A 24,584-nucleotide genomic window follows, 5' to 3' on the forward strand; every position below is an offset into this window, starting at 1 on the left:
ATATACTTTAGAAGTTAAAATCTAAAAGGGAAAGTTATGCAAACCGCAGGAAATAATATCCTATCCTTTGACGCTAGTATAGCTGGCGGTATCAAACAACAAACAAATACCAATAAAAGCGATGAAGACAGTGGTGAATTTTTGTCTATGGTTCTTGAGGCTGCGGCTAATAAAGGTGAAAATTTAAGTGAAAGAGATCTAAAAGATATAGCCAATTCCGTAAATATGTCTGCTCAAAAAAAGAGTCAAGCCAAACAAAACAAAGAGATTATAAACGCAAAGGAAATTTTAGGAGAAGATACGGCTTCGGGGCTTTTTGAAAATGCTACTTTTATGCAGCTTTTACAAATTTTAGAGATGTTAAACGGTGGAGAAAAGATAAGTAAATTTCCAAATTTTAGCACTCAACTTGCAAAGGTTTTATCTGTCGAAAGCAATATAAATGAGCTGAAAAACGCTAAAAATATAAAAGAACTTATCCATATAGCCAAAAAGCTAAATTTAGGGCTTGAAAAGATAACTATCACAAAAGAGCAGACCGGTGAACTAAATGCAAAATTTCCAAATTTGGCAAAAAACAGTTTTTTTACGACAATAATTCCTCAAAAGCAGTTATTTAGCGCTGATTTAAAAGCAAAAATAGAAGATGAGATTGAGCTCACAAGAAGTATCGATGAAACTACAAAATTAAATAGACTACTGAAAGAGATTTCTAAGGATATGGGCGATGAGGCTAAATCCAATTTGTTACAAGATAAGCAGATGCTAAAAAATAGTGAAACCTTAAAGGATGTTCGGGTTTTACAGTCCCAAAATCAACTCTCAAATGAAAATTTGAACAAAAGCGTAGCCTCAAATGAAACCATAAAAGAGGCAATTTCTCAAAATACTCAAAAAGAGTTTACAAAAACAGATCTGATTAAAAATGAGAATTTAAAAGGAGATGAGAAAAATTTAAACTCAAGCAAGATAAATTTACAAACCCTGCTCTATCCAGAAAAAGAACAAAGCGAAGCTAGCGGCGAACAAAATAGCCAAAATAGCGAAAGCGAGCTAAATTCGATGGTGCGCGAGATAATGCAAAACGCAAGAAGTCAGAGTAAAAATTTACAGCTTGTAAGGCAGACCTTTGATAATTTCAATACCACTCTAAAAGAGCAAGTAGATGCTTATAAATCGCCATTTATGAGGTTTAATATAACTCTTAATCCTCTAAATTTGGGCGAAGTTGAGATCACGATGGTGAATCGCGGAAACAATCTGCATATAAATTTTAACTCCACAACTCAGACCATGAATCTATTTTTGCAAAATCAGGCGGAATTTAAAGCCAGCCTAGTAAATATGGGCTTTACTGAGCTTGAGATGAATTTCAGCGATCAAAATCATAAAAGAGAGCAAGGAAGCAAGGCATATAAGGGATCAAATTTTAGTGATAGCGAAGAGATACAGATAGCGGAACAGCCTTTGCTTGAAATCGTATTGCCAAGATACATATAAGAATTTAAAAGGATAAAAATATGGCCATAAACACAAATAATAAAATACCTACAAACGAATTTACAGTTGATAAACTAAAGGCAAAAAAAGAGGCTGAAGCTCTAGCTAAAGCTGATGGCACAAACCCCGGCGCACAGCTTGATAAGGATGCTTTTATGAAGCTTTTACTAACAGAACTTCAGTATCAAGATCCCACAAGTCCGATGGATAGCGAAAAGATGCTAACTCAAACCTCGCAGCTTGCTACACTTGAAACTCAAGAGAATACAAACCAGATGATGAAAAAATTAGCCGAGCAGCTAAAGGCTAGCACAAGTATGTATGCGGTTTCCGCTCTTGGCAAAATGGCTACTTTGGGCGAAAGCTCCATAATCAAAGAAGATGGCATGTCTACTATAACCTCGATGGCGTTTTTAGAAGCGGACGGCAAAACAGGAACTATAAAAATAAAAAACACAGACGGACAAATTATCAGAAAGATAGAATTCGGAAATGCGAAGGCTGGTATTATGGAGTTTGAATGGGACGGCAAAGATCAATCCGGCAACGAAGTAAAAGCCGGAGTTTACGGAGTGGAGATAAGCTATCAGGATAAAGATGGTAAAGAACACAATTCTAGCATAGGCAAGTATCCTGTGGAGGGGATCAAATTTGTTAACGGAGAGGCTCAGATAAAAGTAGGCGGACTATATGTCGCAATGGATAAGATTAGGGAATTTACAGAGCCAACCAAAAAAGAGGGATAAGTCATGATAAGAGGTTTTTACAACGGTATAAGCGGGATTAAAACTCATAGCTTCGGTATGGATGTATGGGCAACCAATATCTCTAATATAAATAACGTAGGATTTACCGCCTCTATTCCAGAGTTTAAAAACACTTTTTATCAAAGTCTCGCCAATGCGGGAAATAATCCTACTACAGATCAAGTAGGGCTCGGCTCTATGGGTGCTACGACAGCTCTTAGCTTTTATAAACAAGGCTCAATGATGCCTACCGATAATAAACTTGATATGGCTATACAAGGCGAAGGATTTTTCGGGGTTTTAGATAGTAACGGAGAGACATACTACACAAGAGCCGGTTCGTTCGGCGTAGATAAAGATGGATATTTAGTAGATAACGAGGGAAGATATGTAATGGGTACTCAAAATACCCTTTCAAAAGCCACTCCAAGTAAAAACGCTCTGCAAATTTTTGGCAAGACAAATTCGGCAACACCATATCTTGACGCCTATACCTTAAGCGAACTTGGCGATCTTGATTTAGGAGAGATAGACTCTCAAAGCAAAATAAAGCTTCCGGATTTTTTATATCTTCCGGCTAAGGACACTACAAACGTATCTTATAAAGGCAATCTAAATTCGGAAAGCATAAGAGAACAAGTAGAGATCGCAATAGACGAGAAGAGCTATACAAGCGTTTTAGACGAAGAAAATAAAAGAATAAATTTAAACGGACAAATCACTCCAAACGAAACCATATTTGAACCAAAAGAAGGAAATATGGTAAAAGTAAATTTAACCGATGCAAACGGAGTTAAAACAACACTAATAGGCACGATTGACAAAGACGGAAACTGGAAGATAGATGAGCTTTTGCCATCAACTTTTGATCTAACTAAACCGCTTAACATATCAGCCACTCTTACCACAACTCAAGAGAAGGCAAATCAAGAGAAATTTGCAACCGAGCTATACGTCAAAAACGGTGACAAAAACTTACTTACAATAGATTTCACCAAACGCCTTCCAGCAACTGGAAATTCAACTATTTGGGATGCTGTGGCTACAGTTACGGCGCCTGATAAAAGCGTGATTTCAATCTCAAAAGGCACATTAGCCTTTGGCGAAAACGGAACTTTGGTAGAAAATACATTAGGTGATATAAAAAACGGCGAAATACCATTAAAAATTGACTTTGGCTCACAGACTCCAGCCGGATATTCAGGGCTTACAAGCACTCCAAATCCAAAAACCTTATCGGTAACAAAAGATGGCGCTATGGAGGGAATCATAAAAGAATATCATACAAATAGCAGTGGAAATATCCTGGCGAGCTTTAGCAACGGCGGAGTTCTTTCGGTAGCCAAACTTGCACTGTATCACTTTCAAAACGACCAAGGGCTAACCAAACTAGGTGATAATATCTATGCAAAGAGCGCAAACTCAGGAGATGCGATATTTTATAAAAATGCAGAGGGAAAGACAACATACGGCTCAAAAATAGCAAGCAATATGCTTGAAATGTCAAATGTCAATCTTGCTCAAGCCTTAACAGAGATAATAGCCATACAAAAGGCCTATGACGCAAACGCAAAAAGCATAACCACAAGCGATGATCTGATTAAAACCGCTATAAATTTAAAACGATAGTCTATTGGTAAAATCAATACAAGACTTTGTTTAGCAATTTTTAGATAAAATCGCTTTATTTTAAACACTAATATAATTAAGGCAAAATTTTATGGATAGAAAAAGAATTTATAATCCAAATTCCAATGAGACATTGACAGATAGACGCGTATTTAACGGAAATCCTCACGGGATTTTAAATTTCACTAAGGCAAAATATCAATGGGCGCTTAAGCTTTGGGATCTAATGGAGGCAAATACATGGTTTCCAAAAGAGGTTGATACGACAGACGATGTGCGCGACTATGCACACAATCTAACGGAGGCTGAAAAGAGGATGTATGATCTGGTATGGAGCCAGCTCATCTCTATGGACAGCTTTCAGACAAACAACCTAGCCGATAACATAAACCCATATATAACAGCACCAGAAATTAACGCCTGCCTAGCTCGCCAAGCCTACGAAGAGGCAAACCACTCCAAAAGCTATGCTGTTATGGTAGAGGCAATCTGCGACAATACCGATCTCATCTACGAAATGGAAAAATATGACGACGTTTTACGCGAGAAAAACGACTATATCTCAAGCGTATACGAGGAGCTTGCGGGAGAAGTTACAGATGAAAAGCTTCTACTTGCAATGGTAGCAAATCAAATTTTAGAAGGAATTTATTTTTATAGCGGATTTACGGCGATCTATGCTCTGGCAAGAGCGGGCAAGATGCTAGGTTCGGCTCAGATGATACGCTTCATTCAAAGAGACGAGATAACTCACCTTTTACTATTCCAAAATATGATAAATTCTGTTAGAAAAGAGAGGCCCGATCTATTTACTCTTGAAATAGAGGACAAAATTTACGAAATGTTTAAAAAGGCCGGAGAGCTTGAGATAAAGTGGGGAAAATACATCACTCAAAATCAAATCATGGGCTTTACGGACGATATCATTGAAGAGTATATCCACTATCTTATAGATCAGCGCCTTGTGGCTATCGGACTAAATAGAATATACAATGCCAAACACCCTATAAAATGGGTCGATGACTTTGCTCAATTTAATGATCAAAAGGCAAATTTCTTCGAAAGTAAAGTTACAAACTACTCAAAAGGAAGCTTAAGCTTTGACGACTTCTAACGAGGGCTTAAATTTACTTCCCGTATCTCTACAGGCAAAAAGTATCAAGGAGCGCATAGAAGAACTACTAAATTTTATAAAAGACGCTCCTAAAAACTCGATAATATCATCAAGCGAACTTTGCATAAGCGGCTATGATTTTAAGGGTCTTGATAAAAACTTTAATGAAAATCTAATACAAAATTTGCAAAGAGCTCTCGAGGAAAATAAATTCCTTACTTTTACATACCTAGGCAATGAACACAAAAAATCAGATACTTTAAATCAAAAATCATATAATCAATTTACTTTTTTAAGCCAAGATGGGATTATCTATACTCAGCCTAAATGCAAGCTTTTTAAACCGAATTTAGAAGATAAAAAATTTGACAAAGGAAATGAAAGGACTATAGGGCATTCTTATTTTCAAGGCATAAAATTTGGCACATTAATCTGCTTTGAACTTAGATTTAGCGAATTATGGGCTAAGCTAAAAGAGTGCGAGATAATATTTGTGCCGGCAATGTGGGGCAAAGAGCGCAAAGATGCCTACATAAGCCTTTGTAAAGCACTTGCTATTGCAAATAACTGCTTTGTAGTAGCCTCAAGCTCGCTTGATCTTGAATTCGCAGGCGTTTTTATGCCTACCGGCGAGCTAAAAAATAAAGCAAAATTTGATAGAAATTTAATTATAAAAATAAAAGAAAATTTAGGAATTTTATAGAAAATGACACCTTTAGAAAAATCAAAATGTATCAATATGGCAGATGAAATTGCCGATAATGTCAATCTTTCTCCAAAGCTATACAAGGCCTTTTGCGAAACTCCGCGAGAGATATTTGCTCCCGTTAGAACGCACGCATACAAGCTTGACGCACAACCAATAAGCGGTAATCAATGGATAAGTTCACCTCTTACGGTAGCCAAAATGACTCTAGCGCTTGAAGCAGAAAACGCCGATAATGTCCTAGAAGTAGGTTGCGGAAGCGGATATCAAGCAGCCATATTGGCTCATCTTGCCCATAGGGTTTTTAGCATAGAACGAATAGAAAAGCTTGCGTTAGAGGCAAAGGCACGCTTTGAAAAGATTAAAATTAGAAATATTCATGTTAGATATGATGATGGAAATAACGGCTGGAAAAGCTATGCGCCATATGATAGGATAATGCTCTCAGCCGCAACCGAGGAGGTGCCGCAAAATTTATTTAATCAGCTAAAAAACGGAGGTATTTTGGTAGCTCCGGTAAAGAAAAACGGCAAACAGTATATAGTAAAATTTCAAAAAGACTCAAACGGAAATATCCAAGAGAACGTATTTGACGAGTGTCTATTTGTTGCGCTTTTAAGCGGCAGGGAGTAAGATATGAAATGGGGAATATTTTGTCTATTTGAAAATTTTGAAAAAAACTATCAAAAGGCAATTTCAGAGCAGATAAATTTAGTCAAACATGCTGAAAAAATAGGTCTGGACGAGGCTTGGTTCGCAGAGCATCATTTTAACGACTTTAGTCTATGCCCTTCACCATCGCTGTTACTTGCTAACGCTATTGCTCAGACAACAAAAATTCGCCTAGGTATGGCTGGTTTTTTGGCGCCTTTTTATGACACCATAAGGCTTAGCGAGGAGGTGGCGACGTTAGATATTTTAAGCAATGGCCGGATAAACTTAGGTCTTGCCAAGGGGGCTTTCACGCCTGACTCTAAGCATTTTAAAACAACTACTGAAAATTTGAGACCAAAACTAATAGAGTGTGCCGAGGCTATAAATTTACTTCTAAATTCAAAAGGACCCGTTAGTTTCAATGGTGATTTCATAAGTTTTTCAGAGGTGGATATAGAACCAAAACCATTGCAAAATCAGATTCCAACCTATATAGCGACTTTCGCTTCAAAGGAAACGATTGATTTTGCAGCTCATAGAGGATGGGGACTGCTACTGTCTCAAGGAGTAGATCTTGATGAGTGCCAAAGCGTAGTGAATAGATATAAAGAAATTGCCGGATTTGATCCTGAAGTTGTTTTACTAAGAACATTTTTTACCGCAGATAGCGATGAAGAAGCGAACGAAAGAGCTATTCCGGCGATAGATCACTTTGTAAAATCTATGCGCGCGGCATCTTCTTTTAATAAATCTCCAAATTTCGATAGGTCAAAATACGAAGATATTATTAAAGAGAGAGATTATTTCTTTGACGGAGAAAAATTCTTTAAAAACGGCATAATCGGAGATGTAAATACATGTATAAAAAAGTCTCTTGAGATCAAAAAAATAATCAAAAATGTCCATATCGCACTTAAGCCACTAGGAGTGAGTGAAGCTGAAAATATTGAGCAACTAGATATATTTGTAAATAAAATCCGCAAGAAAGTGGATAAAAGGAGTATATAAGGTAAAATTTTACATTTTACCTTTTGCAATCTGATTTTGTAAACTCAAACTCTGCAATTTACTATCCGCCAAATTATATGTCCAAATAATACTATTTGTAAAGTCATGAATCTCTGACAACAAATCACAATAAATACTCTTAAGTGCGCTAGATTGAATTTTTTTAAAAATAGGCATTTGGGTCTTATCAAACTTATTAAATCTAACTTCATCCGCATTACTTAATTCATTAATAAATATAAGGCTTCCATTATTGCAAACGGCACTAATAAATGTAGTCACACGATCTAATTTTTGAGGAGTATTTTTATTTAAGATACCCACAATATCCTTCATCCGAGTGCTTTCGCAAGATGCGAATAAACTAGAACTCAAAAATACAATATATAAGGCAAAAATATATTTTTTAATCTCTTATCCTTTATTTAGCTTTATTTAATCTACACAATCTCTTTTACTAAAAGCTGAGGTGTCACAAGCCCTCTAAAGGAATTTTTAGATATAGATACCACTATATCGATACTATCACCTATATGAGGATGTCTTGTAAAGTTAAAAAACAACGCCTCAAGGCATTTGTTATCCTTTTGTAATATAAGTTTTAAGTGATTTTGTTCTCTGCCTATTAGTTTATGATTTTTTACCGAGACTCCATTTAATCTAAATAAAGGACGAGGATTTTTTTGTCCGTAAGGCTCAAAATACTCTAAAATTTCAAGCAGCTCGAAATCAATCTCGTTTGCATCTATCTCTCCTAAAAGCTCATCGGAATTTATAAATTCATGTATATCCATCAAAAAACAAGTTTGGTTTATAGCCATTTTAAAAGCCTCTAGATTATTTGGGTCTATAACAATACCTGCTGCGCCTTTGTGACCGCCATATCCGTCAAGCAAGTTCTCGTGCTGAGCTATTAAAGATAAAATATCGAGCTTTCCGACACTTCTTGCGCTACCCTTTGCACGATTTTCATCTATACTAAATACTATAGCGGGTCTTTTAAAGTGCTTAGCAAGACGACTTGCGACGATACCTATAACACCCTCATGCCAATCCTTACCCCATGTTACTATGATGCGATCCTCATGGCTAACATCCTTTAAAGAACTCTCATAGAGTGTGCGCTCCTCCTCTTTTCTAGAATTATTAAATTCAACTATCATATCAAGATAATCATTTGCCTTATCTATGTTTTTTGTATGCAAAAAATTAAAAGAATTTATCGCATCATCCATTCTACCTGATGCATTTATAAGCGGAGCTATTAAAAAACTTATATCATCGCACTCAAATTTCTCTTTCCCGTAAAATTGCTTAATAGCGGTAAATGCGGCACGATCCGAGCTATTTAATTTATTAACTCCAAGACGCACAAGCATACGGTTCATATCCCTAAGCTCCATCATATCAGCAATTATTGCGATAGCTAAAAGATCTAAAAATTTGGCCATATCATACTCTATTTTTAACACATCTTTTAGCGCACCTACCATATACCAAGCCACTTGCGCACCGCAAATTTCTATATTAGGAAAGGTGCAATCTTTCTGCTTTGGATTAATTATCGCATAAGCCTCAGGTAAAACCTCAGGCGGCATATGATGATCTGTTATAATAAGATCGATTCCACGTTTTTTACAAATTTCAGCAGCTTCATTTGCCGATATTCCGTTATCTACTGTAATAATAAGATTTACGTCTTTTAGTTCTTCGACAATTTGACCGTTTAATCCATATCCGTCGCTAAATCGATTTGGAATACGCACAAAATAATCGCTTACTCCCAAATCATCGAAAAACTCGGCCATTATTACACTAGAAACTACACCATCCACATCATAGTCACCCACTATGACAATTTTCTCTCTATTTTCAATCGCCTCTTTTATGCGATTTGCGCCCTTGTAAATATCTTTAAGCATGCAGGGCATAGGAATTTCTGAAAGCCTTTTGTGCAAATCCTTGCTAAATCTTTGATTCAGTAACTCCCTAATATCACTCTTACTCAACATGATTTTTTATTGACGCATCAATAAAACTTAAAATCACGGGATTTGGTTTTACAAGGCGAGATGTAAACTCCGGGTGAAACTGTACGCCTAAAAACCATGGATGCGAGTTTAGTTCTATAGCCTCTATTAGCCCCTCGCTCTCACCACTTACTATCATTCCCGCACCTTCAAACTCAGCCCTATATTTAGGATTTGCTTCGTAGCGATGTCGATGACGCTCTTTTACTTGTTTTGAACCTGAATAAATTTTACTCAAAAGCGAATTTGGCTTAATATCGCAAGTATAAGCCCCAAGCCTCATAGTGCCGCCTATTGGGGTCTGATAGGTCCTGATCTGCTTTTCTCCATTTGCATCGATAAAGCTATCGATAAGGTAGATTATAGGATTTGTACACTCTTGATTAAATTCGACCGAATTTGCATCCTCTAAATGAAGCACGTTTTTAGCAAATTCTATCATTGCAAGCTGCATGCCAAGGCAAATTCCAAGGTATGGAATTTTATGCTCGCGAGCAAATTTAATAGCCTCTATCTTGCCGCTTATACCGCGTTCGCCAAATCCTCCGGCAACCAATACTCCATCGACATCCCTTAATAGCTCATCGACATTTTCAGACTCTATTTTTTCGCTATCTATCCATTTTAAATTTACTCTAGTGTCTAAATTTGCACCCGCATGGATAATGCTCTCAGTAAGACTCTTATAACTCTCTTTAAGATCTACGTATTTACCTACAAAGGCTATAGCGGTCTCTTTGGTAGGAGCTATTATTCGCTTTACTAAGCTATCCCAAGTCTCCATATTGACTTTAAGATCTCCAAGCTCTAAAAGTTCGGCAATAGGAGTTAGAATGTCTTGCTTTAAAAACGCTAGTGGCACCTGATATATACTAAGCGCATCAAGACTTTCTATAACGCAATTTCTCTCGACTCCGCAACTTGATGCTATCTTATCTTTAAGATCACGATTTAAAGGCTGCTCGCTTCTGCAAATTATCATATCAGGACTTATTCCTATACGCCTTAGCTCTCCTACACTATGCTGAGTAGGTTTGGTTTTAAGCTCTCCCGCAACCTTAATAAAAGGTACAAGAGTTAGATGAATATTCATCGCATTCTTTCTGCCCGCTTCTATACGTAGAGCTCGAATCGCCTCTAAAAAAGGTAGCCCTTCTATATCTCCTACGGTTCCGCCGATCTCTACTATTAAGATATCTTGTCCTCTACCAGCCTTTTTGATACGTTCTACAATTTCACCCACGATATGAGGGATGACTTGAATAGTTTTGCCCTTATAATCGCCCCTGCGCTCTTTTTCGATAACCGAGCTATATACTCTACCGGTAGTAAAGCTATTATCCTGACTAAGACTCTTATCCAAAAATCTCTCATAATGGCCCAGATCAAGATCGGTCTCTGCACCGTCATCAGTTACGAAAACCTCTCCATGTTCAAGAGGGCTCATAGTGCCGGGGTCTACGTTGATATAAGGATCCGCTTTGAGCATACTTACTTTTAATCCCGTATTTTTAAGCAAGGTTGCAATACTTGCCGCCGCAATACCCTTTCCAAGAGAACTCAAAACGCCACCAGTTATAAAAATGTACTTGGTTTGAGAATCTTGAGCTTTTTTATTTACCTCATCCATTAAATTTCCTCTAAATTTTTATTTTAATGACAAATTATAGCTTTTTAAAATTTATAATTGGTTGAGAGCTTATAATTTGATTTTGAATTAAAATTTAAAATTATTTTTTAAGTTAATTTATTATAGAATCTAATATTATGATTAAAAAATACCTTAAAAACATATCCGAACTATATATAGAAGGCTTTAAGAATATGAGGCTTGGCAAGAGTTTATGGCTTCTTATAGCGATAAAACTTGTAATAATGTTTGGGATACTTAAAGTCTTTATCTTTGATGAAAATTTAAATACAAAATTTAATACAAACGAAGAAAAGGCTGACTTCGTTATATTAAATTTAACAAAGGAATAAAATGTCCGAATTAGCATCTGTCGATTGGTCTAGAGCGCAGTTTGCACTAACTGCTATCTATCACTTCCTGTTCGTTCCTCTGACATTAGGACTTAGCTTTATCATAGCTATTATGGAGAGTATTTATGTCAAAACTGGAAATGAGCAGTGGAAACATATAACTAAATTTTGGCTTAAACTTTTTGCAATAAATTTTGCAATAGGTGTTGCGACTGGTATCATCATGGAGTTTGAATTCGGTACAAACTGGGCGAACTATAGCTGGTTCGTAGGCGATATATTCGGTGCACCGCTTGCCATAGAAGGACTTTTGGCATTCTTCCTTGAAAGTACATTTTTTGCGGTTATGTTCTTTGGCTGGGATAAAGTTAGCAAAAAATTTCACCTAATCTCAACATGGCTTGTGGCTATAGGATCAAATTTAAGCGCACTTTGGATTTTGATAGCAAACGGTTGGATGCAGTATCCAATAGGGATGAAATTTAATCCGGACACTGCAAGAATGGAGATGCAAAACTTCTTTGAAGTGGCATTAAGTCCTGTTGGAATTATTAAATTTTTACACACAGTAACAAGCGGATATGTTATCTCGGCTCTATTTGTGATAGGAATTTCAGCCTGGTTTATCCTAAAAGGAAGACATATTATAATGGCTAAAAAAAGCATGATAGTAGCGGCGAGCTTTGGTCTTGTAACTTCTTTATTCTTGCTATTTAGCGGTGATGAGAGCGGATTTCAAGTAACCAGAACTCAACCGATGAAGCTTGCGGCCATGGAAGGACTTTACGAGGGAGATAGCAGACAAGGACTTGTGATGTTTGGAGTGCTTAAGCCAGGCAAACAACCAGGAGATGGACAAAGTCCTTTTATGTTTGACGTAGAGATACCTTATATGCTCTCGCTTATAGGCAAAAGAGATATAAACGCTTTTATTCCCGGTATTGACGATTTAGTTTTTGGAAATGAAAAGCGTAATATAGAGAGCGTAAGTAGCAAGATGACAAAAGGTAAGATCGCCGTAGACGCACTAAGAACATATCAAGAGGCTAAAAAGGCAGGTGATAAAGAGGCTATGGCGAAAGCGCAAAATCTTCTTGAAGCCAATATGAATTTCTTAGGCTACGGATATCTAGAAAAACCGACAGATGCTGTGCCTCCTGTGGCATTGACCTTTTACAGCTTTAGAATTATGGTTATGCTTGGCACATACTTTATAGCTCTATTTTTCGTAGTTATGTATCTATGCATGGCAAATAATATCGAAAGCTTTAAAAAGCTCCTTTGGATATGCGTGTGGACAATTCCTCTGGGGTATATCGCAGCAGAAGCTGGCTGGATAGTGGCCGAGGTCGGGCGTCAGCCATGGGCCATACAAGATCTGATGACCGTAGGTGTGGGTGCGACAAATTTAGGTAGCGTAAATGTCAAAATCTCATTTACTCTATTTGCGGTGCTTTTTACAGCACTACTAATAGCCGAGATAAAAATAATGCTAAAACAAATAAAAATAGGATTTGAAAGTCATGCTTAGTTTATCACACGAAATACTTCAAATTTATTGGTGGGTTATAGTTAGCTTGTTAGGCGGGCTTTTAGTGTTTATGATGTTCGTTCAAGGCGGGCAAACACTTATATTTGGATTACCAAAGAGCGAAATAGAAAAAGACATGATAATAAATTCCGTGGGTCGCAAATGGGAGCTTACATTTACTACCCTTGTCATGTTCGGAGGAGCATGCTTTGCTGCATTTCCGCTCTTTTATGCTACTAGCTTTGGTGGGGCGTATTGGGTGTGGCTGGCAATTTTATTTTGCTTTATTTTGCAAGCCGTTAGTTACGAGTATAGAAAAAAACCGGACAATTTTTTAGGTCAAAAAACTTATGAAATTTTTCTTTATATAAACGGCTCGCTTGGAGTTATTTTAATAGGAATGGCCGTTAGCACATTTTTTTCAGGAAGCGACTTTGCACTAGGCGAGCATAACTTCGTGGAGTGGAAAACTCCATATAGAGGTCTTGAGGCACTTGCCAATCCCCTACTCTATCCCCTTGGAATTGCGATGCTTTTCCTATCTCGCGTAGGCGGGGCTTTATATCTAATCAATAATATCTCGGATGAAAATTTTAGAGCAAAAGCCAGAAAAGCTGTTCTAAAAAATACTATTTTGTTCCTACCATTTTTCTTAATGTTTATAATCTGGATATTTACAAAAACAGGCTTTGAATATGATGCAGAAGGCATAGTAAGTCTAGTAGGCTTTAAATACGCTCTAAATTTAGTAAAAATGCCAATCGTTACTCTTATAATGTTAATAGGACTTGGACTTGTGCTATATGGAATTTATAAAGGCGCATTTACTAAAAGCATTTACGGAGTAGTTCCTTACGGAATCGGAGTAGTATTTGTAGTAATGGGGCTATTTTTGATAGCGGGGTTAAATAATACGGCCTTTTATCCGTCTTTTTCAAATTTGCAAAGCTCGCTAACTATAAAGAATGCAAGCTCTAGCCACTACACTCTTGGAGTGATGGCTTACGTAAGTCTTATTGTGCCATTTGTATTGGCATATATCTTTGTGGTTTGGAGAGCTATAGATAGTCGCAAAATCACTCAAGATGAGATCAAAAACGATCACCACGCATACTAAGGAACAAATATGACAACTGCAATTATTTTCTTTTTTCTTTGGATACTTGCTCTTTTTTTGAGCTACAAATTCGTACTTTTAAATGTAAATCAGGTTGAAAAATACCCTGAAAGATACTTTGAAAATTTAGAAGAAGAAAAGAAGAGCAATTAAAATAATATCTTATAATCAAATTTATAGGCGTTAAGTTTCGCCTATAAATTTTAACTAACAAATGCTAATTTACAAACACCCCTCTTTAATACCTAGCTTACAAGCTCTATCGAAGTATGCAGCGGCCTCTACGCTTATTTGACCCCTAAAATCCTTTGGCATCAAGGCTATGCCCATATACATGCAAGAAACGCCGTTTCCATTCTCGCAAGTAGCCTTTAGATACGGCTTGGCTTTCTCGTAATCTTTATTTTTGAAGTAAAATTCCCCAAGCGCCACACAGCCATTTACATCGCCATTCTCGCAGCCTTTGTTGACATAAGATACTCCAAGATTCATATCAGCGCTCACACCACGCCCAGAGATATAAATAAGACCTAAATTTGTACAGGCTTGAGCATCTAGCTTTTCGCAAGCCTTTTCATAATACTTCATAGCCTCTTGATAATTAGCCTCGCCAAGCACTCCATCATCATTAAGCATTCCTGCAAGAGTACAAAATTTCGCCTCTCCCTTATCGCACCAACTTTTAGCTATCTCGTAAGCAGATTTATAATCTTGTTTTGTTCCTTTCCCGGACATATAAAATGTAGCCAGACTCTCACACTGTTTTACATCTCCGCCTTCACAGGATTTTTTAACTACATTAAACTGCTCAGCAGAGACTTGCATATTTATCGCCTCTTTTTTGTCCTCATACTCTTTCATTCTTTCACAAGCACCCTGATGCCCCATTTCACAAGCTTTTTTATAAAATTTATTAGATAGCATATAATCTCCTGAAAATGCCGCCTTGCTACCCTCTTCAAAACAACTACTTGCATCAACGCATTCATTTGCCAGAAGTATTGCAAAAAAGCTTAAAAACACTACTAAAATTTTCATATACATCTTCCAAATTTAAGCTTCTAAAATCGCTCCGCTACTCGCATTTGTCACAAGCTTGCGATATTGTCTTAGCCAGCGAGAATTTAGCTCTTTTTCAAGCGGCTTAAATTTCGCCCTGCGAGCTGAAATTTCAGCCTCGCTTAATCGCACATTTATGCTGTAAGTATCCACGTCTATATCGATTATGTCGCCATCTTCAAGCAGTCCTATCATGCCGCCTTCGGCCGCTTCAGGGCTTACGTGTCCGATGCTTAGCCCCCTTGTCGCACCGCTGAATCTACCGTCCGTTATCAGCGCCACGTCCGCACCAAGTCCGCGACCCATGATTAGCGAAGTTGGACTTAACATCTCTTGCATTCCGGGACCTCCGCGCGGACCTTCATAACGGATCACGACCACATCGCCTTTGTTTACCTTGCCGCTTGAAATTCCCTCTATCGCCTCATCTTGAGAGTTAAAGCAGACCGCTTTACCGCTAAATTTACGCTCTCCAACGATGCCTGCGGTCTTTATGACGCATCCTTGCTCGGCTAAATTTCCAAACAAAATCGCCAGTCCGCCAACCTGCGAATAGGCATTTTCAACCTTATGTATCACGCTTTCATCTTTTATCTCGCTAAGCCCCACGCGCTCGCCTAAGGTTTCGCCTGAAACGGTTAAATTTTCTAAGTACAGCATTCCGTTATCGCGGCGTGAAATTTCCTTTATCACCGCGTTCATACCGCCGGCTCGCCCCACATCTTCCATGTGCACGTTTGGCAAGCTTGGGCTGATTTTAGCGATGTGAGCTATGTTTGAGCTTATTTGATTTAACTCTGAAATTTGCAGATCTACGCCCGCTTCACGCGCGATAGCAAGCATATGAAGCACGGTATTACTGCTTCCGCCCATCGCCATATCAACGACAAGTGCGTTTCTAACAGCTTTTGCGTTTAGGATGTTGCGAATTTTAAATCTCTCATCAAGCGCGATCTCGCAAATTCTACGCGCCGCCTTTCGCACGAGCTCTTCGCGCTCAGGAGTAAGAGCCAGTATCGTGCCGTTGCCACTTAGCGCGATACCCATCGCCTCGCAAAGCGTATTCATGGAGTTTGCCGTAAACATTCCGCTACAACTTCCGCCGCTTGGACAGGCGTTGCACTCGATATCTTTTAGCTCGGCTTCGCTTATCTCTTTGGTCTCAAATTTTCCCACTGCTTCAAACGCCGTAGCAAGATCGATCGGACGTCCGTCTTTGGTGTAGCCCTTTTTCATCGGTCCACCGCTTACAAATACGGTCGGCACATTTACCCTAAGCGCACCCATTATCATACCTGGCACGATTTTATCGCAGTTTGGCATACATACAAGCGCGTCTAGACTGTGAGCGTTCATGACAGTTTCAACCGAATTTGCGATGATCTCGCGACTTGGCAAACTATAAAGCATACCGCCGTGACCCATCGCTATACCGTCATCTACGCCTATACAGTTAAATTCAAACGGCACACAGCCGTTTTTGCGAATTTCGTCTTTTAAAATTTCAGAGTAGCGATTTAGGAAAAAATGCCCCGGGATAATCTCTATAAAGCTGTTTGCAATGCCGATAAATGGCTTATCAAAGTCCTCGTCCTTAAGCCCTGTAGCACGCAAAAGCGAGCGATGAGGCGCTCTTGTGTAGCCTTTTTTTATGATATCGCTTCTCATGTCTTTCCTTTTAGTAAAATTTTATAGATTTTATCAATTATTTTATTATATTAGGTATAAAATAATCTTACCTTGCTTGAAATATGTTTTTTTACATAAATTATTGTTCAAATTTATTTCAAAATCAAGCTTAATAATTTATAAATTTAAGATAAATAGAGGTATAATACCCGATTATCCATCAATAATAAGGAAATTTTATGCTTTCTAATCCCGTTGTTGTAAGCATAGTAATTATGACTGTGCTTTGTCTGCTTCGCTTTAATGTATTATTATCGATTCTGGTTTCAGCGCTTGTCGCCGGTTTAATGTATCATAATGGATTTGCTAGCTTTAGTGCGTTTTTCGACGCTCTTACAGCTACTACTTCTACTCTAATTACCGGCATGAAAGGAAATTTAGAAACTTCTCTTAGCTATATTTTATTAGGAGCTCTTGCGGCTGCTATCGCAAATACGAATTTAACGGCTATTTTAATAAATAGTATAACTAAAATTTTAAGCAGCACTCGTGCATATTTTGCATTAATAATTGCTGCAGTAGCATGCTTTTCTCAAAATTTAATCCCGGTTCACATAGCGTTTATACCTATACTTATTCCACCACTTTTACCTCTTATGAATAAATTAAATATAGATAGACGCGCTATAGCAACAGCTCTGACATTTGGTTTAAAAGCGCCTTATGTAAGTCTTAGCGTAGGTTTTGGACTTATTTTTCACGGTATTATAAAAAAAGAACTTGCAAATAATGGTGTAAATGTAGAAATTTCAGATATTCAAAATGTAATGTGGATAGGCGGATTTTCAATGCTAGTAGGTCTATTTTTGGCAATCTCTATATTTTATTCTAAAAAAAGAGAATATAAACATACAAACTTTGAAAATTTAGAGATGCAAGAAGCGGAATTAGCTAAAAGCCTAAAAATGACAAAGAAAGAGTGGGCAGTATTAGGAGGTGCCATAGTAGCGTTTGTAGTGCAAATTTACACATCAAGTATGCCTCTTGGGGCACTTTTGGGACTTCTTGTTATGGTGGCTTTTGGGGGCATAGAGTATAACAAGATAGACAAAGTCATGGATAGCGGTCTAGCCATGATGGGCTTTATCGCATTTATTATGCTTGTTGCAGCCGGTTTTGGCTCTGTTTTAAGAGAGAGTGGCGGTATCGAACAACTTGTAAATTTTGCTAGCAATATCGCTGGTGGAAAATTAGGAGGAGCTATAATGATGCTAACCATAGGACTACTTGTAACTATGGGCATAGGAACTAGCTTTGGCACCATACCTATTATAGCTGCGATCTATGTTCCGCTTTCTATATCTTTAGGATTTTCATTCCCGGCCATTATTCTTTTAGTTGGTATTGCTGCGGCACTTGGAGATGCGGGAAGTCCGGCAAGTGATAGCACACTTGGGCCTACAGCAGGTCTAAATGCCGACGGACAGCACAACCATATCTACGATACTTGCGTGCCGACATTTATTTTCTTTAATATTCCACTTATAATAGGTGGTATTATAGGAGCAATGATATTATAATCCCTATAATTTTATAGCCTGCTATACTTGACTGGTAGGCTATAAATTTAATTACTATTCTCTACTTGATTTATATATTTTGGAACATCTTTTGCTTTTATCTTTTAAAAATTGCATAAAAGGATAAGATTATGATGAGATCTCTTTGGTCTGGAGTTACGGGACTTCAGGCTCACCAAATAGCAATGGATGTCGAAGGTAATAACATAGCAAACGTAAACACCATAGGTTTTAAATATAGCAGAGCAAATTTTGATGATCTTATATATCAAACTTCTCGTGTATCCACCGCTCCTCAAAATAAACATGGCGGTTTAAACTCTATGCAGGTAGGTCTTGGAACACAGGTTAATACTACTACTAAAATTTTTAAGCAAGGCTCTCTTCAAACTACCGATAAGCAGACCGATATCGCGCTTCAGGGTGATGGATTTTTCATCGTTAGCCCAGACGGCGGTAAAACTAGACTTTATACCAGAAACGGCGACTTCTCACGTGATAGCGTAGGAAATTTCGTAGATAACGGTGGACATATAGTACAAGGCTGGATGAGAGATGAGACTACGGGAGAGATAGATCCGACAAGACCGATAGAAAATATCATTATCCCACCGGGACTTACTACTCCTGCTCGCGCTACTACCGAAATAGCATTAAAAGCTAACCTTGATAGCGGCGATGACGTAGGGACGAAAAAAATTCCTATCTACCAACTTGATCAATACAGTCGCTGGGTTGAGAAATCTCCTATTGATAATATTAAAACAGACAATGAAATACATGATGAAAATAATGTTGGAGAAGATGAGTTTTATGTAACAAAAACTGGTGAACAAAGACTAAGAGAAAGAGGAGCAGATCTAGGAGTGTTATTTAATAATGATGGAGACGCTTATAATCTAAGAGATGGTCAAGGCATTTGGATAAGCTACTCTGATGCTAAGACAAAAGCATTGAACGTAGGTGCTGACCCACTTGGAAATTTTGCAGCTCCACAAACGCTTGATATTGTTTTAAATGGAGAAAATATAAAACTAGGCAATATTAAGAATATTAGCCAGTTAGCAGCTGCAATAAATGAGAAATATAATAAAACAGGTGTTGAAGCAAGCGTAACTAATGGAAATCAACTTGTATTAACCAATAGAAATAATTTAGGAGCATCAGTTGAAAATAAAAATATAAAACTTGTAGCAAATACAGCTATAGGAGATTTAGTTACTACAAATATCATTACAGCTTATCAATATACTTATAGCAAAACAAGGACAAATTCAACTCATACTTATAACGACTCTACAGAGAGAAAAGTTACAACTACAGAAGATTTAAGAGAAGCTATGCAAAAAGATGCAAGACTTTGGGTAAATTATATTGGAGAAAAAGTCGGCAATGAAGCTGATGGCACGCCTAAACAAACAGATTTTACAGATAAAATAGCAGATAATAAAAACGATGGTGTAGAAGTAACTGTAAACGAATATGGTCAATTTCAGATAAAAAACCCAAAAGGCGATGCTTTTAATGAAGATGACACAGATGCAACTGATGGCACAATAGATCCTGGAACTAATACTCCAAAACCTACTGCAAACAATGACACTGATGTTAATGACCACAATATGTATCTAACTATAACAGGTCTAAACAATGCCAAAAATAACGTCACTGAAAATATCGGATTTAAAAAAACTATGGCAGTCTTAGCAGGCTCATTAAGCACAGGTGAATCAAAGCGTGTAACAGATAGCCTACATATGGCAAGCCATAGCTCAAGCATAGATGTATTTGATAGCCTTGGTGCAAAACACAATGTAAAGCTTGATTTTACAAAACGAGCATATACTGAAAACAATGGAACAGAATGGACGATGATCATCCAAGTTGCAGAGCCAAATAAGATAAATTTTGACGGCAAACCTGAAAACGTAACAACAGGATATATTAGATTTAACGCCGACGGTTCGCTTGGCACATATAGCCCTGCCAGTATCACATTTGGCGCGGCAAATGGCTCTTCGGCAGGTCAGCATATAGAGCTAAATTTAGGCGATACAATGGGCTTTACTGGAATGACAAGCTATGATAACGATTCAGCAACTGCAAATATCAGCCAAGACGGTTATACAGGAGGCGAGTTAAACGGACTTAGAATAGATGAGTCAGGCACGCTTGTAGGCACATTTACAAACGGTAGAAGCTTGGGACTTGCGCAAGTTGCGGTGGCTAAATTTACAAATAATGAAGGTCTAACAAGCGAAGGTGGTAATTTATTTGCAATGACTGCAAACTCTGGAGATCCTATAATAGGTGCTGCTAATACCTCCGGACGCGGCAAAATTTCAGCTTCAAGCTTAGAGATGAGTAACGTAGATCTAAGCCGCTCGCTAACTCAGCTAATTGTAGTTCAACGCGGATTTCAAGCTAACTCAAAGACAATAACTACAAGCAACGAGATGCTAAATACACTCTTACAGCTTAAAAATTAATCTATCTATTTTTCTACTCTTGTGGGGCTAATATAACGCCCCCAAATTTAACCCGAATTTCATCAATTTTTAGCTAAATTTACGAGATTAAATTTCATAAATAAAGAGCTAAAATGCAAGTAACACTTCTAAATTTCACTCCGCTTAATATCTGCTCGCACGCGATTCGTACCTGCTGGCAAAGCTTTGATAAGGGCGATAACGGCGGCGAAAAAGATATCGAACTCATCGACCGAGTGGGGAATAAATTTAAGCATGCAAGCACGCTTGAGCATCTTTATTATAACTTTTACATCCAAGGAATTTCGCGCGCACTGCTTCAAGAGCTAGCTCGTCACCGCATAGCAAGCTTAAGCGTGAAATCAACTCGCTACACGCTAAAAGAGCTTAGAAACGAGGCGAAATTTGAGCTTGGCGACTTTGAAAACGCAAGCAGATACATCGTGTTAACAGGAAATGAACTAATCGATAACGCAAGCATAAGGGCACTTGATAATCTGCGCGAAATTTTAGCCACTACTACAACTAGCCTTGATATCGTCAAATACTGCCTACCGGAGTGCTATAAAACGGAATTAACATGGAGTATAAATGCTAGAAGTTTGCAAAATTTCTTATCTTTAAGAAGCTCCAAATCCGCCCTTTGGGAAATACGTGATCTAGCTCATAAAATTTATGGCGCATTGCCTGATGAACATAAATTTATTTATGAAAATCATATCGTAAATAATGAAAAGTCGGAGTAAAAATGATCACAAGGGATAGTGAATATATCAAATCTTTAGTCCTAGAATTTATAAAATATTCAAATGAAACTGAATGGATAGAATTTAAAGAAGATAACAAAGATCCACATCTAATAGGAGAATATATTAGTGCTCTATCAAATTCAGCTACTTTAAATAACAAACCAAATGCATATATAATTTGGGGAGTAAATGATAAAACTCATGAGATAATAGGAACAACCTTTAAACCATCAACAGCTAAAAAAGGTAATGAAAATTTGGATAATTGGATATTAAGACTACTTGAACCAAAAATAGACTATAAATTTTATGAAATTTCTATTGACAATAAAAATATTGTTTTACTAGAAATAGCATCGGCTGATAAACATCCAGTATCTTTTGAGGGTAAAGAATATATAAGACTTGGCGAAAACAAGAAAAAGTTGAGAGAACTACCAGAAAAAGAAAAAGAGCTTTGGAGGGCGTTTGATAAAACTCCTTTTGAAAAGCAAATAGCAACAAACAACCTTAATGATATAGAAATTTTAGATTTATTGGATTATCCAAAATATTTTGAACTATTAAAATTGCCATTGCCTGATAGTAAAAAATATATAATTGATTTTCTTGCCAAAGATGAAATGATAATTAAATTAGATAATGGTAAATATGATATCACAAATTTAGGTGCTATATTATTTGCAAAAGATTTAAATAATTTTACAAATTTAAAAAGAAAAGTCATAAGAGTTATACAATATAAGGGAAATTCAAAAGTTAATACTAAAAACGAAATTGAAGGCAAAAGAGGCTTTGCGGTTGGTTTTGAAGGGTTAATAAATTATATAAATAATATCTTGCCTACCAATGAAGTAATAGATAAAGTCTTTAGGCAAGAGATAAAAATGTATCCTGAAATTTGTATAAGAGAGCTAGTTGCAAATGCCATAATACATCAAGATTTTTTGCAAAGTGGTAATTCTATTATGATAGAAATTTACGACAACAGGATAGAAATAACAAATCCAGGTGAACCACTTATAAATACGGATAGGTTTTTAGACAATCCTCCAAAGTCAAGAAATGAGAGATTGGCTTCTTTTATGAGAAGGATAAATATATGCGAAGAGAGAGGAAGCGGTATAGATAAAGTAGTTCATTGGACAGAATTTTATCAGCTACCTGCACCTGCTTTTGAAGCTATAAATGGCTATACGCGGGCTATTTTGTTTGCCCATAAAGAACTAAAGGATATGTACAAAGAGGACAAAATTAGAGCTTGTTATCTGCATTGTTGTTTAAAATATATACAAAACGAATATATGACTAATACAACTTTAAGAGACAGGTTTGGAATAGACGCCAAAAACAGCTCAATGGCATCAAAAATTATAAATTTTACAATTGAAGACAATAAAATTGCTATACATGATGAGACTGTTGGTTCAAAAGCAAGAATGTATGTGCCTATATGGGCTAAATAGAAATAAATTTGTTTGATTGTTGTTTGATTAAAAGCTTAAAAAAATATAAGATAAGTGCTAAAAGCCTCTAAATTACATATTTAAATATAAAATTTTGTTTGATTGTTGTTTGATTAAAAGCTTAAAAAAATATAAGATAAGTGCTAAAAGCCTCTAAATTACATATTTAAATATAAAATTTTGTTTGATTGTTGTTTGATTAAAAGCTTAAAAAAATATAAATAATATTAAAAAATAAATTTTAATTAAAATTATATATTTAAAATTTTAATTTTTTAATACTAATATATATTTCAAAAATTACTTAAAAATTTTAAAAATAGATTCCAATTCAGAAAATCCTTAAATTTTAGGCATCAAACAATAATTTTACTCTTTTATCTCTTTTAATTTTAGATTATAAACCTGCATGTCTTGCACCATGCCAAATTTACCTCTTATAGCAAGCACTCTGCCGTTTATTTCTATTTTACCAATCTCTTTTCCTCTTGACATGACGATAGCTTTTACAAATACTTTATTCACGCCATTTCTTGTTTCAATAGGCATAAGTTCATAGTCGCAACCAAATTTTAAAAGTAAAGCATCATGTCTTAATTTTTTAGCAAAATCAAATTCACGAGAACTAAAATAATCAACCGCCATATTGGATATCTCATCATCGCCATTTAATATCGTAAGTGTTGCATTTTTGAAAAATGCTTGCTTATTTTCTACGCTATCATCCATCACGCAGTTTAAAACTTCACAAGTTTGTCTTAAGTCCTTTTTAACTCCAAAATTTTGCGAATTTGAACCGCTAAACAATACATCTTTAACCATAATCTGTTTTGCTTTTGTAGTTTTCTTTGTTTCTATGCCTAAATTTGAGTAGTTGCAGATGATTTCATTATCTTTTGAAACTTCATTTGCAAATAAATTTAGCGATGCAAAAACAGCTAAAACAACTAAAATTTTCCTCATTTTATCTCCTTTAAATTTACTTTTTTATCCGCAAATTATTTGCATGCGTTAATGCAACCGCGATAGCATCGGTTATATCAAGCGGCTTTATATCTTTGGCGATCCCTAAAATTTTCTTCACCATAAAGGCAACTTGCTCTTTATCCGCTTTTGCCTTGCCTGTTACCGCTTTTTTCACCTGAAGTGGGGTGTATTCCGCGAATTCTCCGTGAATTTGAAGAATTTTAAGACTTAATGCACCGCGAAACTGAGCAAGTTTTAAAACCGTTTTTGGATTATACGCAAAAAATATATCCTCAATCGCGACTTCATCGAATTTGTGGTTTTTAAAAATGAGATCAAGCCCCTCACAAAGCTGAGTTATCTGATACTGAAGCAAATCAGGCTTAATCTTTATAAGTCCTGCTTCAATCAAGCTCGTTTTAAACGCAGTTTTTTCGATGATCGCATAACCGCAATTCTTGCTTCCGGGATCAATTCCTAAAATTTTCATCACATCCTTAATTTGCCAAATAAAAAAGTTTTTCACGTTTTTTTCACGCTGTGAAAAACATCTATTAGAGGCATTTTAACAAAGATTTTATGAAATTTAAGATAAAATGATAAACTACTATAATAAAAAGGGATAAAT

22 protein-coding genes are annotated in these 24,584 nt (G+C 36.6%); 15 read left to right on the forward strand and 7 right to left on the reverse strand.

What is annotated here, in order from left to right:
• Positions 1 to 36 precede the first annotated feature (36 nt).
• From fliK to CDOMF_RS10275, 7 genes are all read left to right on the forward strand, one after another.
• A complete protein-coding gene (fliK, locus tag CDOMF_RS10245) occupies positions 37 to 1,500 on the forward strand; it encodes a flagellar hook-length control protein FliK (RefSeq protein ID WP_260951882.1) in 1,464 nt (487 codons plus the stop codon).
• Positions 1,501 to 1,520: 20 nt separating this feature from the next.
• Positions 1,521 to 2,246, forward strand: a complete 726-nt coding sequence (locus CDOMF_RS10250) for a flagellar basal body rod modification protein (protein WP_170019601.1) — start codon at positions 1,521 to 1,523, stop codon at positions 2,244 to 2,246.
• Between the two features lie 3 nt (positions 2,247 to 2,249).
• Complete coding sequence (locus CDOMF_RS10255) at positions 2,250 to 3,875, forward strand: flagellar hook protein FlgE (protein ID WP_260951883.1); 1,626 nt, start codon at positions 2,250 to 2,252, stop codon at positions 3,873 to 3,875.
• A gap of 91 nt (positions 3,876 to 3,966) precedes the next feature.
• The gene (locus CDOMF_RS10260) at positions 3,967 to 4,989 is read left to right on the forward strand and encodes a ribonucleotide-diphosphate reductase subunit beta (RefSeq protein ID WP_169975165.1); all 1,023 of its coding nucleotides are present in this window, start codon (positions 3,967 to 3,969) and stop codon (positions 4,987 to 4,989) included.
• Entirely contained in the window at positions 4,976 to 5,692 is a 717-nt protein-coding gene (locus CDOMF_RS10265; RefSeq protein WP_260951884.1) for a carbon-nitrogen hydrolase family protein, read from the forward strand. Before CDOMF_RS10260 ends, CDOMF_RS10265 begins: the two co-directional genes overlap by 14 nt.
• Positions 5,693 to 5,695: 3 nt before the next feature.
• The gene (locus tag CDOMF_RS10270) at positions 5,696 to 6,328 is read left to right on the forward strand and encodes a protein-L-isoaspartate(D-aspartate) O-methyltransferase (protein WP_260951885.1); all 633 of its coding nucleotides are present in this window, start codon (positions 5,696 to 5,698) and stop codon (positions 6,326 to 6,328) included.
• Positions 6,329 to 6,331: 3 nt separating this feature from the next.
• Positions 6,332 to 7,357 (forward strand): LLM class flavin-dependent oxidoreductase, encoded by a 1,026-nt coding sequence (locus CDOMF_RS10275; protein WP_260951886.1) that lies wholly within the window; start codon positions 6,332 to 6,334, stop codon positions 7,355 to 7,357.
• A gap of 9 nt (positions 7,358 to 7,366) precedes the next feature.
• Here CDOMF_RS10275 and CDOMF_RS10280 read toward each other — a convergent pair whose 3' ends face one another.
• From CDOMF_RS10280 to CDOMF_RS10290, 3 genes are all read right to left on the reverse strand, one after another.
• Complete coding sequence (locus CDOMF_RS10280; RefSeq protein ID WP_170019595.1) at positions 7,367 to 7,693, reverse strand: hypothetical protein; 327 nt, start codon at positions 7,691 to 7,693, stop codon at positions 7,367 to 7,369.
• 104 nt (positions 7,694 to 7,797) lie between these two features.
• On the reverse strand, positions 7,798 to 9,369 hold the full coding sequence (gene recJ, locus CDOMF_RS10285; protein WP_260951887.1) for a single-stranded-DNA-specific exonuclease RecJ: 1,572 nt from the start codon (positions 9,367 to 9,369) through the stop codon (positions 7,798 to 7,800).
• Positions 9,359 to 11,017, reverse strand: coding sequence for a CTP synthase (locus tag CDOMF_RS10290; RefSeq protein WP_169975177.1), 1,659 nt, complete (start codon positions 11,015 to 11,017; stop codon positions 9,359 to 9,361). Before CDOMF_RS10290 ends, recJ begins: the two co-directional genes overlap by 11 nt.
• A gap of 137 nt (positions 11,018 to 11,154) precedes the next feature.
• Between CDOMF_RS10290 and CDOMF_RS10295 the strand changes: the two genes are divergently transcribed.
• The 4 genes from CDOMF_RS10295 to CDOMF_RS10310 are packed head-to-tail and all read left to right on the forward strand — an operon-like array spanning position 11,155 to position 14,171.
• On the forward strand, positions 11,155 to 11,370 hold the full coding sequence (locus tag CDOMF_RS10295; RefSeq protein ID WP_170019589.1) for a DUF4492 domain-containing protein: 216 nt from the start codon (positions 11,155 to 11,157) through the stop codon (positions 11,368 to 11,370).
• A 1-nt stretch (position 11,371) separates the two neighbouring features.
• Entirely contained in the window at positions 11,372 to 12,901 is a 1,530-nt protein-coding gene (locus CDOMF_RS10300) for a cytochrome ubiquinol oxidase subunit I (protein WP_260951888.1), read from the forward strand.
• The gene (locus CDOMF_RS10305; protein WP_260951889.1) at positions 12,894 to 14,018 is read left to right on the forward strand and encodes a cytochrome d ubiquinol oxidase subunit II; all 1,125 of its coding nucleotides are present in this window, start codon (positions 12,894 to 12,896) and stop codon (positions 14,016 to 14,018) included. Before CDOMF_RS10300 ends, CDOMF_RS10305 begins: the two co-directional genes overlap by 8 nt.
• 9 nt (positions 14,019 to 14,027) lie before the next feature.
• Complete coding sequence (locus CDOMF_RS10310) at positions 14,028 to 14,171, forward strand: hypothetical protein (RefSeq protein WP_169975185.1); 144 nt, start codon at positions 14,028 to 14,030, stop codon at positions 14,169 to 14,171.
• A 69-nt stretch (positions 14,172 to 14,240) separates the two neighbouring features.
• Here CDOMF_RS10310 and CDOMF_RS10315 read toward each other — a convergent pair whose 3' ends face one another.
• Together CDOMF_RS10315 and ilvD are read right to left on the reverse strand one after the other, a co-directional pair.
• A complete protein-coding gene (locus CDOMF_RS10315; RefSeq protein ID WP_260951890.1) occupies positions 14,241 to 15,056 on the reverse strand; it encodes a tetratricopeptide repeat protein in 816 nt (271 codons plus the stop codon).
• 15 nt (positions 15,057 to 15,071) lie between these two features.
• Positions 15,072 to 16,745 (reverse strand): dihydroxy-acid dehydratase, encoded by a 1,674-nt coding sequence (gene ilvD, locus CDOMF_RS10320; protein WP_260951891.1) that lies wholly within the window; start codon positions 16,743 to 16,745, stop codon positions 15,072 to 15,074.
• A 200-nt stretch (positions 16,746 to 16,945) separates the two neighbouring features.
• Between ilvD and CDOMF_RS10325 the strand changes: the two genes are divergently transcribed.
• The 4 genes from CDOMF_RS10325 to CDOMF_RS10340 all read left to right on the forward strand — a co-directional run bounded on the left by CDOMF_RS10325 (position 16,946) and on the right by CDOMF_RS10340 (position 22,990).
• A complete protein-coding gene (locus CDOMF_RS10325; RefSeq protein WP_260951892.1) occupies positions 16,946 to 18,286 on the forward strand; it encodes a Na+/H+ antiporter NhaC family protein in 1,341 nt (446 codons plus the stop codon).
• 131 nt (positions 18,287 to 18,417) lie between these two features.
• Positions 18,418 to 20,775: a flagellar hook protein FlgE gene (gene flgE, locus CDOMF_RS10330; protein WP_260951893.1), complete on the forward strand. Its 2,358-nt coding sequence runs from the start codon at positions 18,418 to 18,420 to the stop codon at positions 20,773 to 20,775.
• 113 nt (positions 20,776 to 20,888) lie between these two features.
• Positions 20,889 to 21,521 carry an FAD-dependent thymidylate synthase gene (gene thyX / locus CDOMF_RS10335; RefSeq protein ID WP_260951894.1) on the forward strand — a complete coding sequence of 211 codons (633 nt, stop codon included), beginning with the start codon at positions 20,889 to 20,891 and terminating at the stop codon, positions 21,519 to 21,521.
• Between the two features lie 2 nt (positions 21,522 to 21,523).
• Positions 21,524 to 22,990, forward strand: coding sequence for an ATP-binding protein (locus CDOMF_RS10340; RefSeq protein WP_260951895.1), 1,467 nt, complete (start codon positions 21,524 to 21,526; stop codon positions 22,988 to 22,990).
• Between the two features lie 369 nt (positions 22,991 to 23,359).
• Here CDOMF_RS10340 and CDOMF_RS10345 read toward each other — a convergent pair whose 3' ends face one another.
• Together CDOMF_RS10345 and ruvC are read right to left on the reverse strand one after the other, a co-directional pair.
• Positions 23,360 to 23,953 (reverse strand): hypothetical protein, encoded by a 594-nt coding sequence (locus CDOMF_RS10345; protein WP_260951896.1) that lies wholly within the window; start codon positions 23,951 to 23,953, stop codon positions 23,360 to 23,362.
• A 16-nt stretch (positions 23,954 to 23,969) separates the two neighbouring features.
• Positions 23,970 to 24,446 (reverse strand): crossover junction endodeoxyribonuclease RuvC, encoded by a 477-nt coding sequence (ruvC, locus tag CDOMF_RS10350; RefSeq protein ID WP_169975198.1) that lies wholly within the window; start codon positions 24,444 to 24,446, stop codon positions 23,970 to 23,972.
• Positions 24,447 to 24,584 lie beyond the last annotated feature (138 nt).

This window comes from Campylobacter sp. RM16187 (assembly GCF_025319965.1).
Taxonomy (GTDB): Bacteria; Campylobacterota; Campylobacteria; order Campylobacterales; family Campylobacteraceae; genus Campylobacter_A.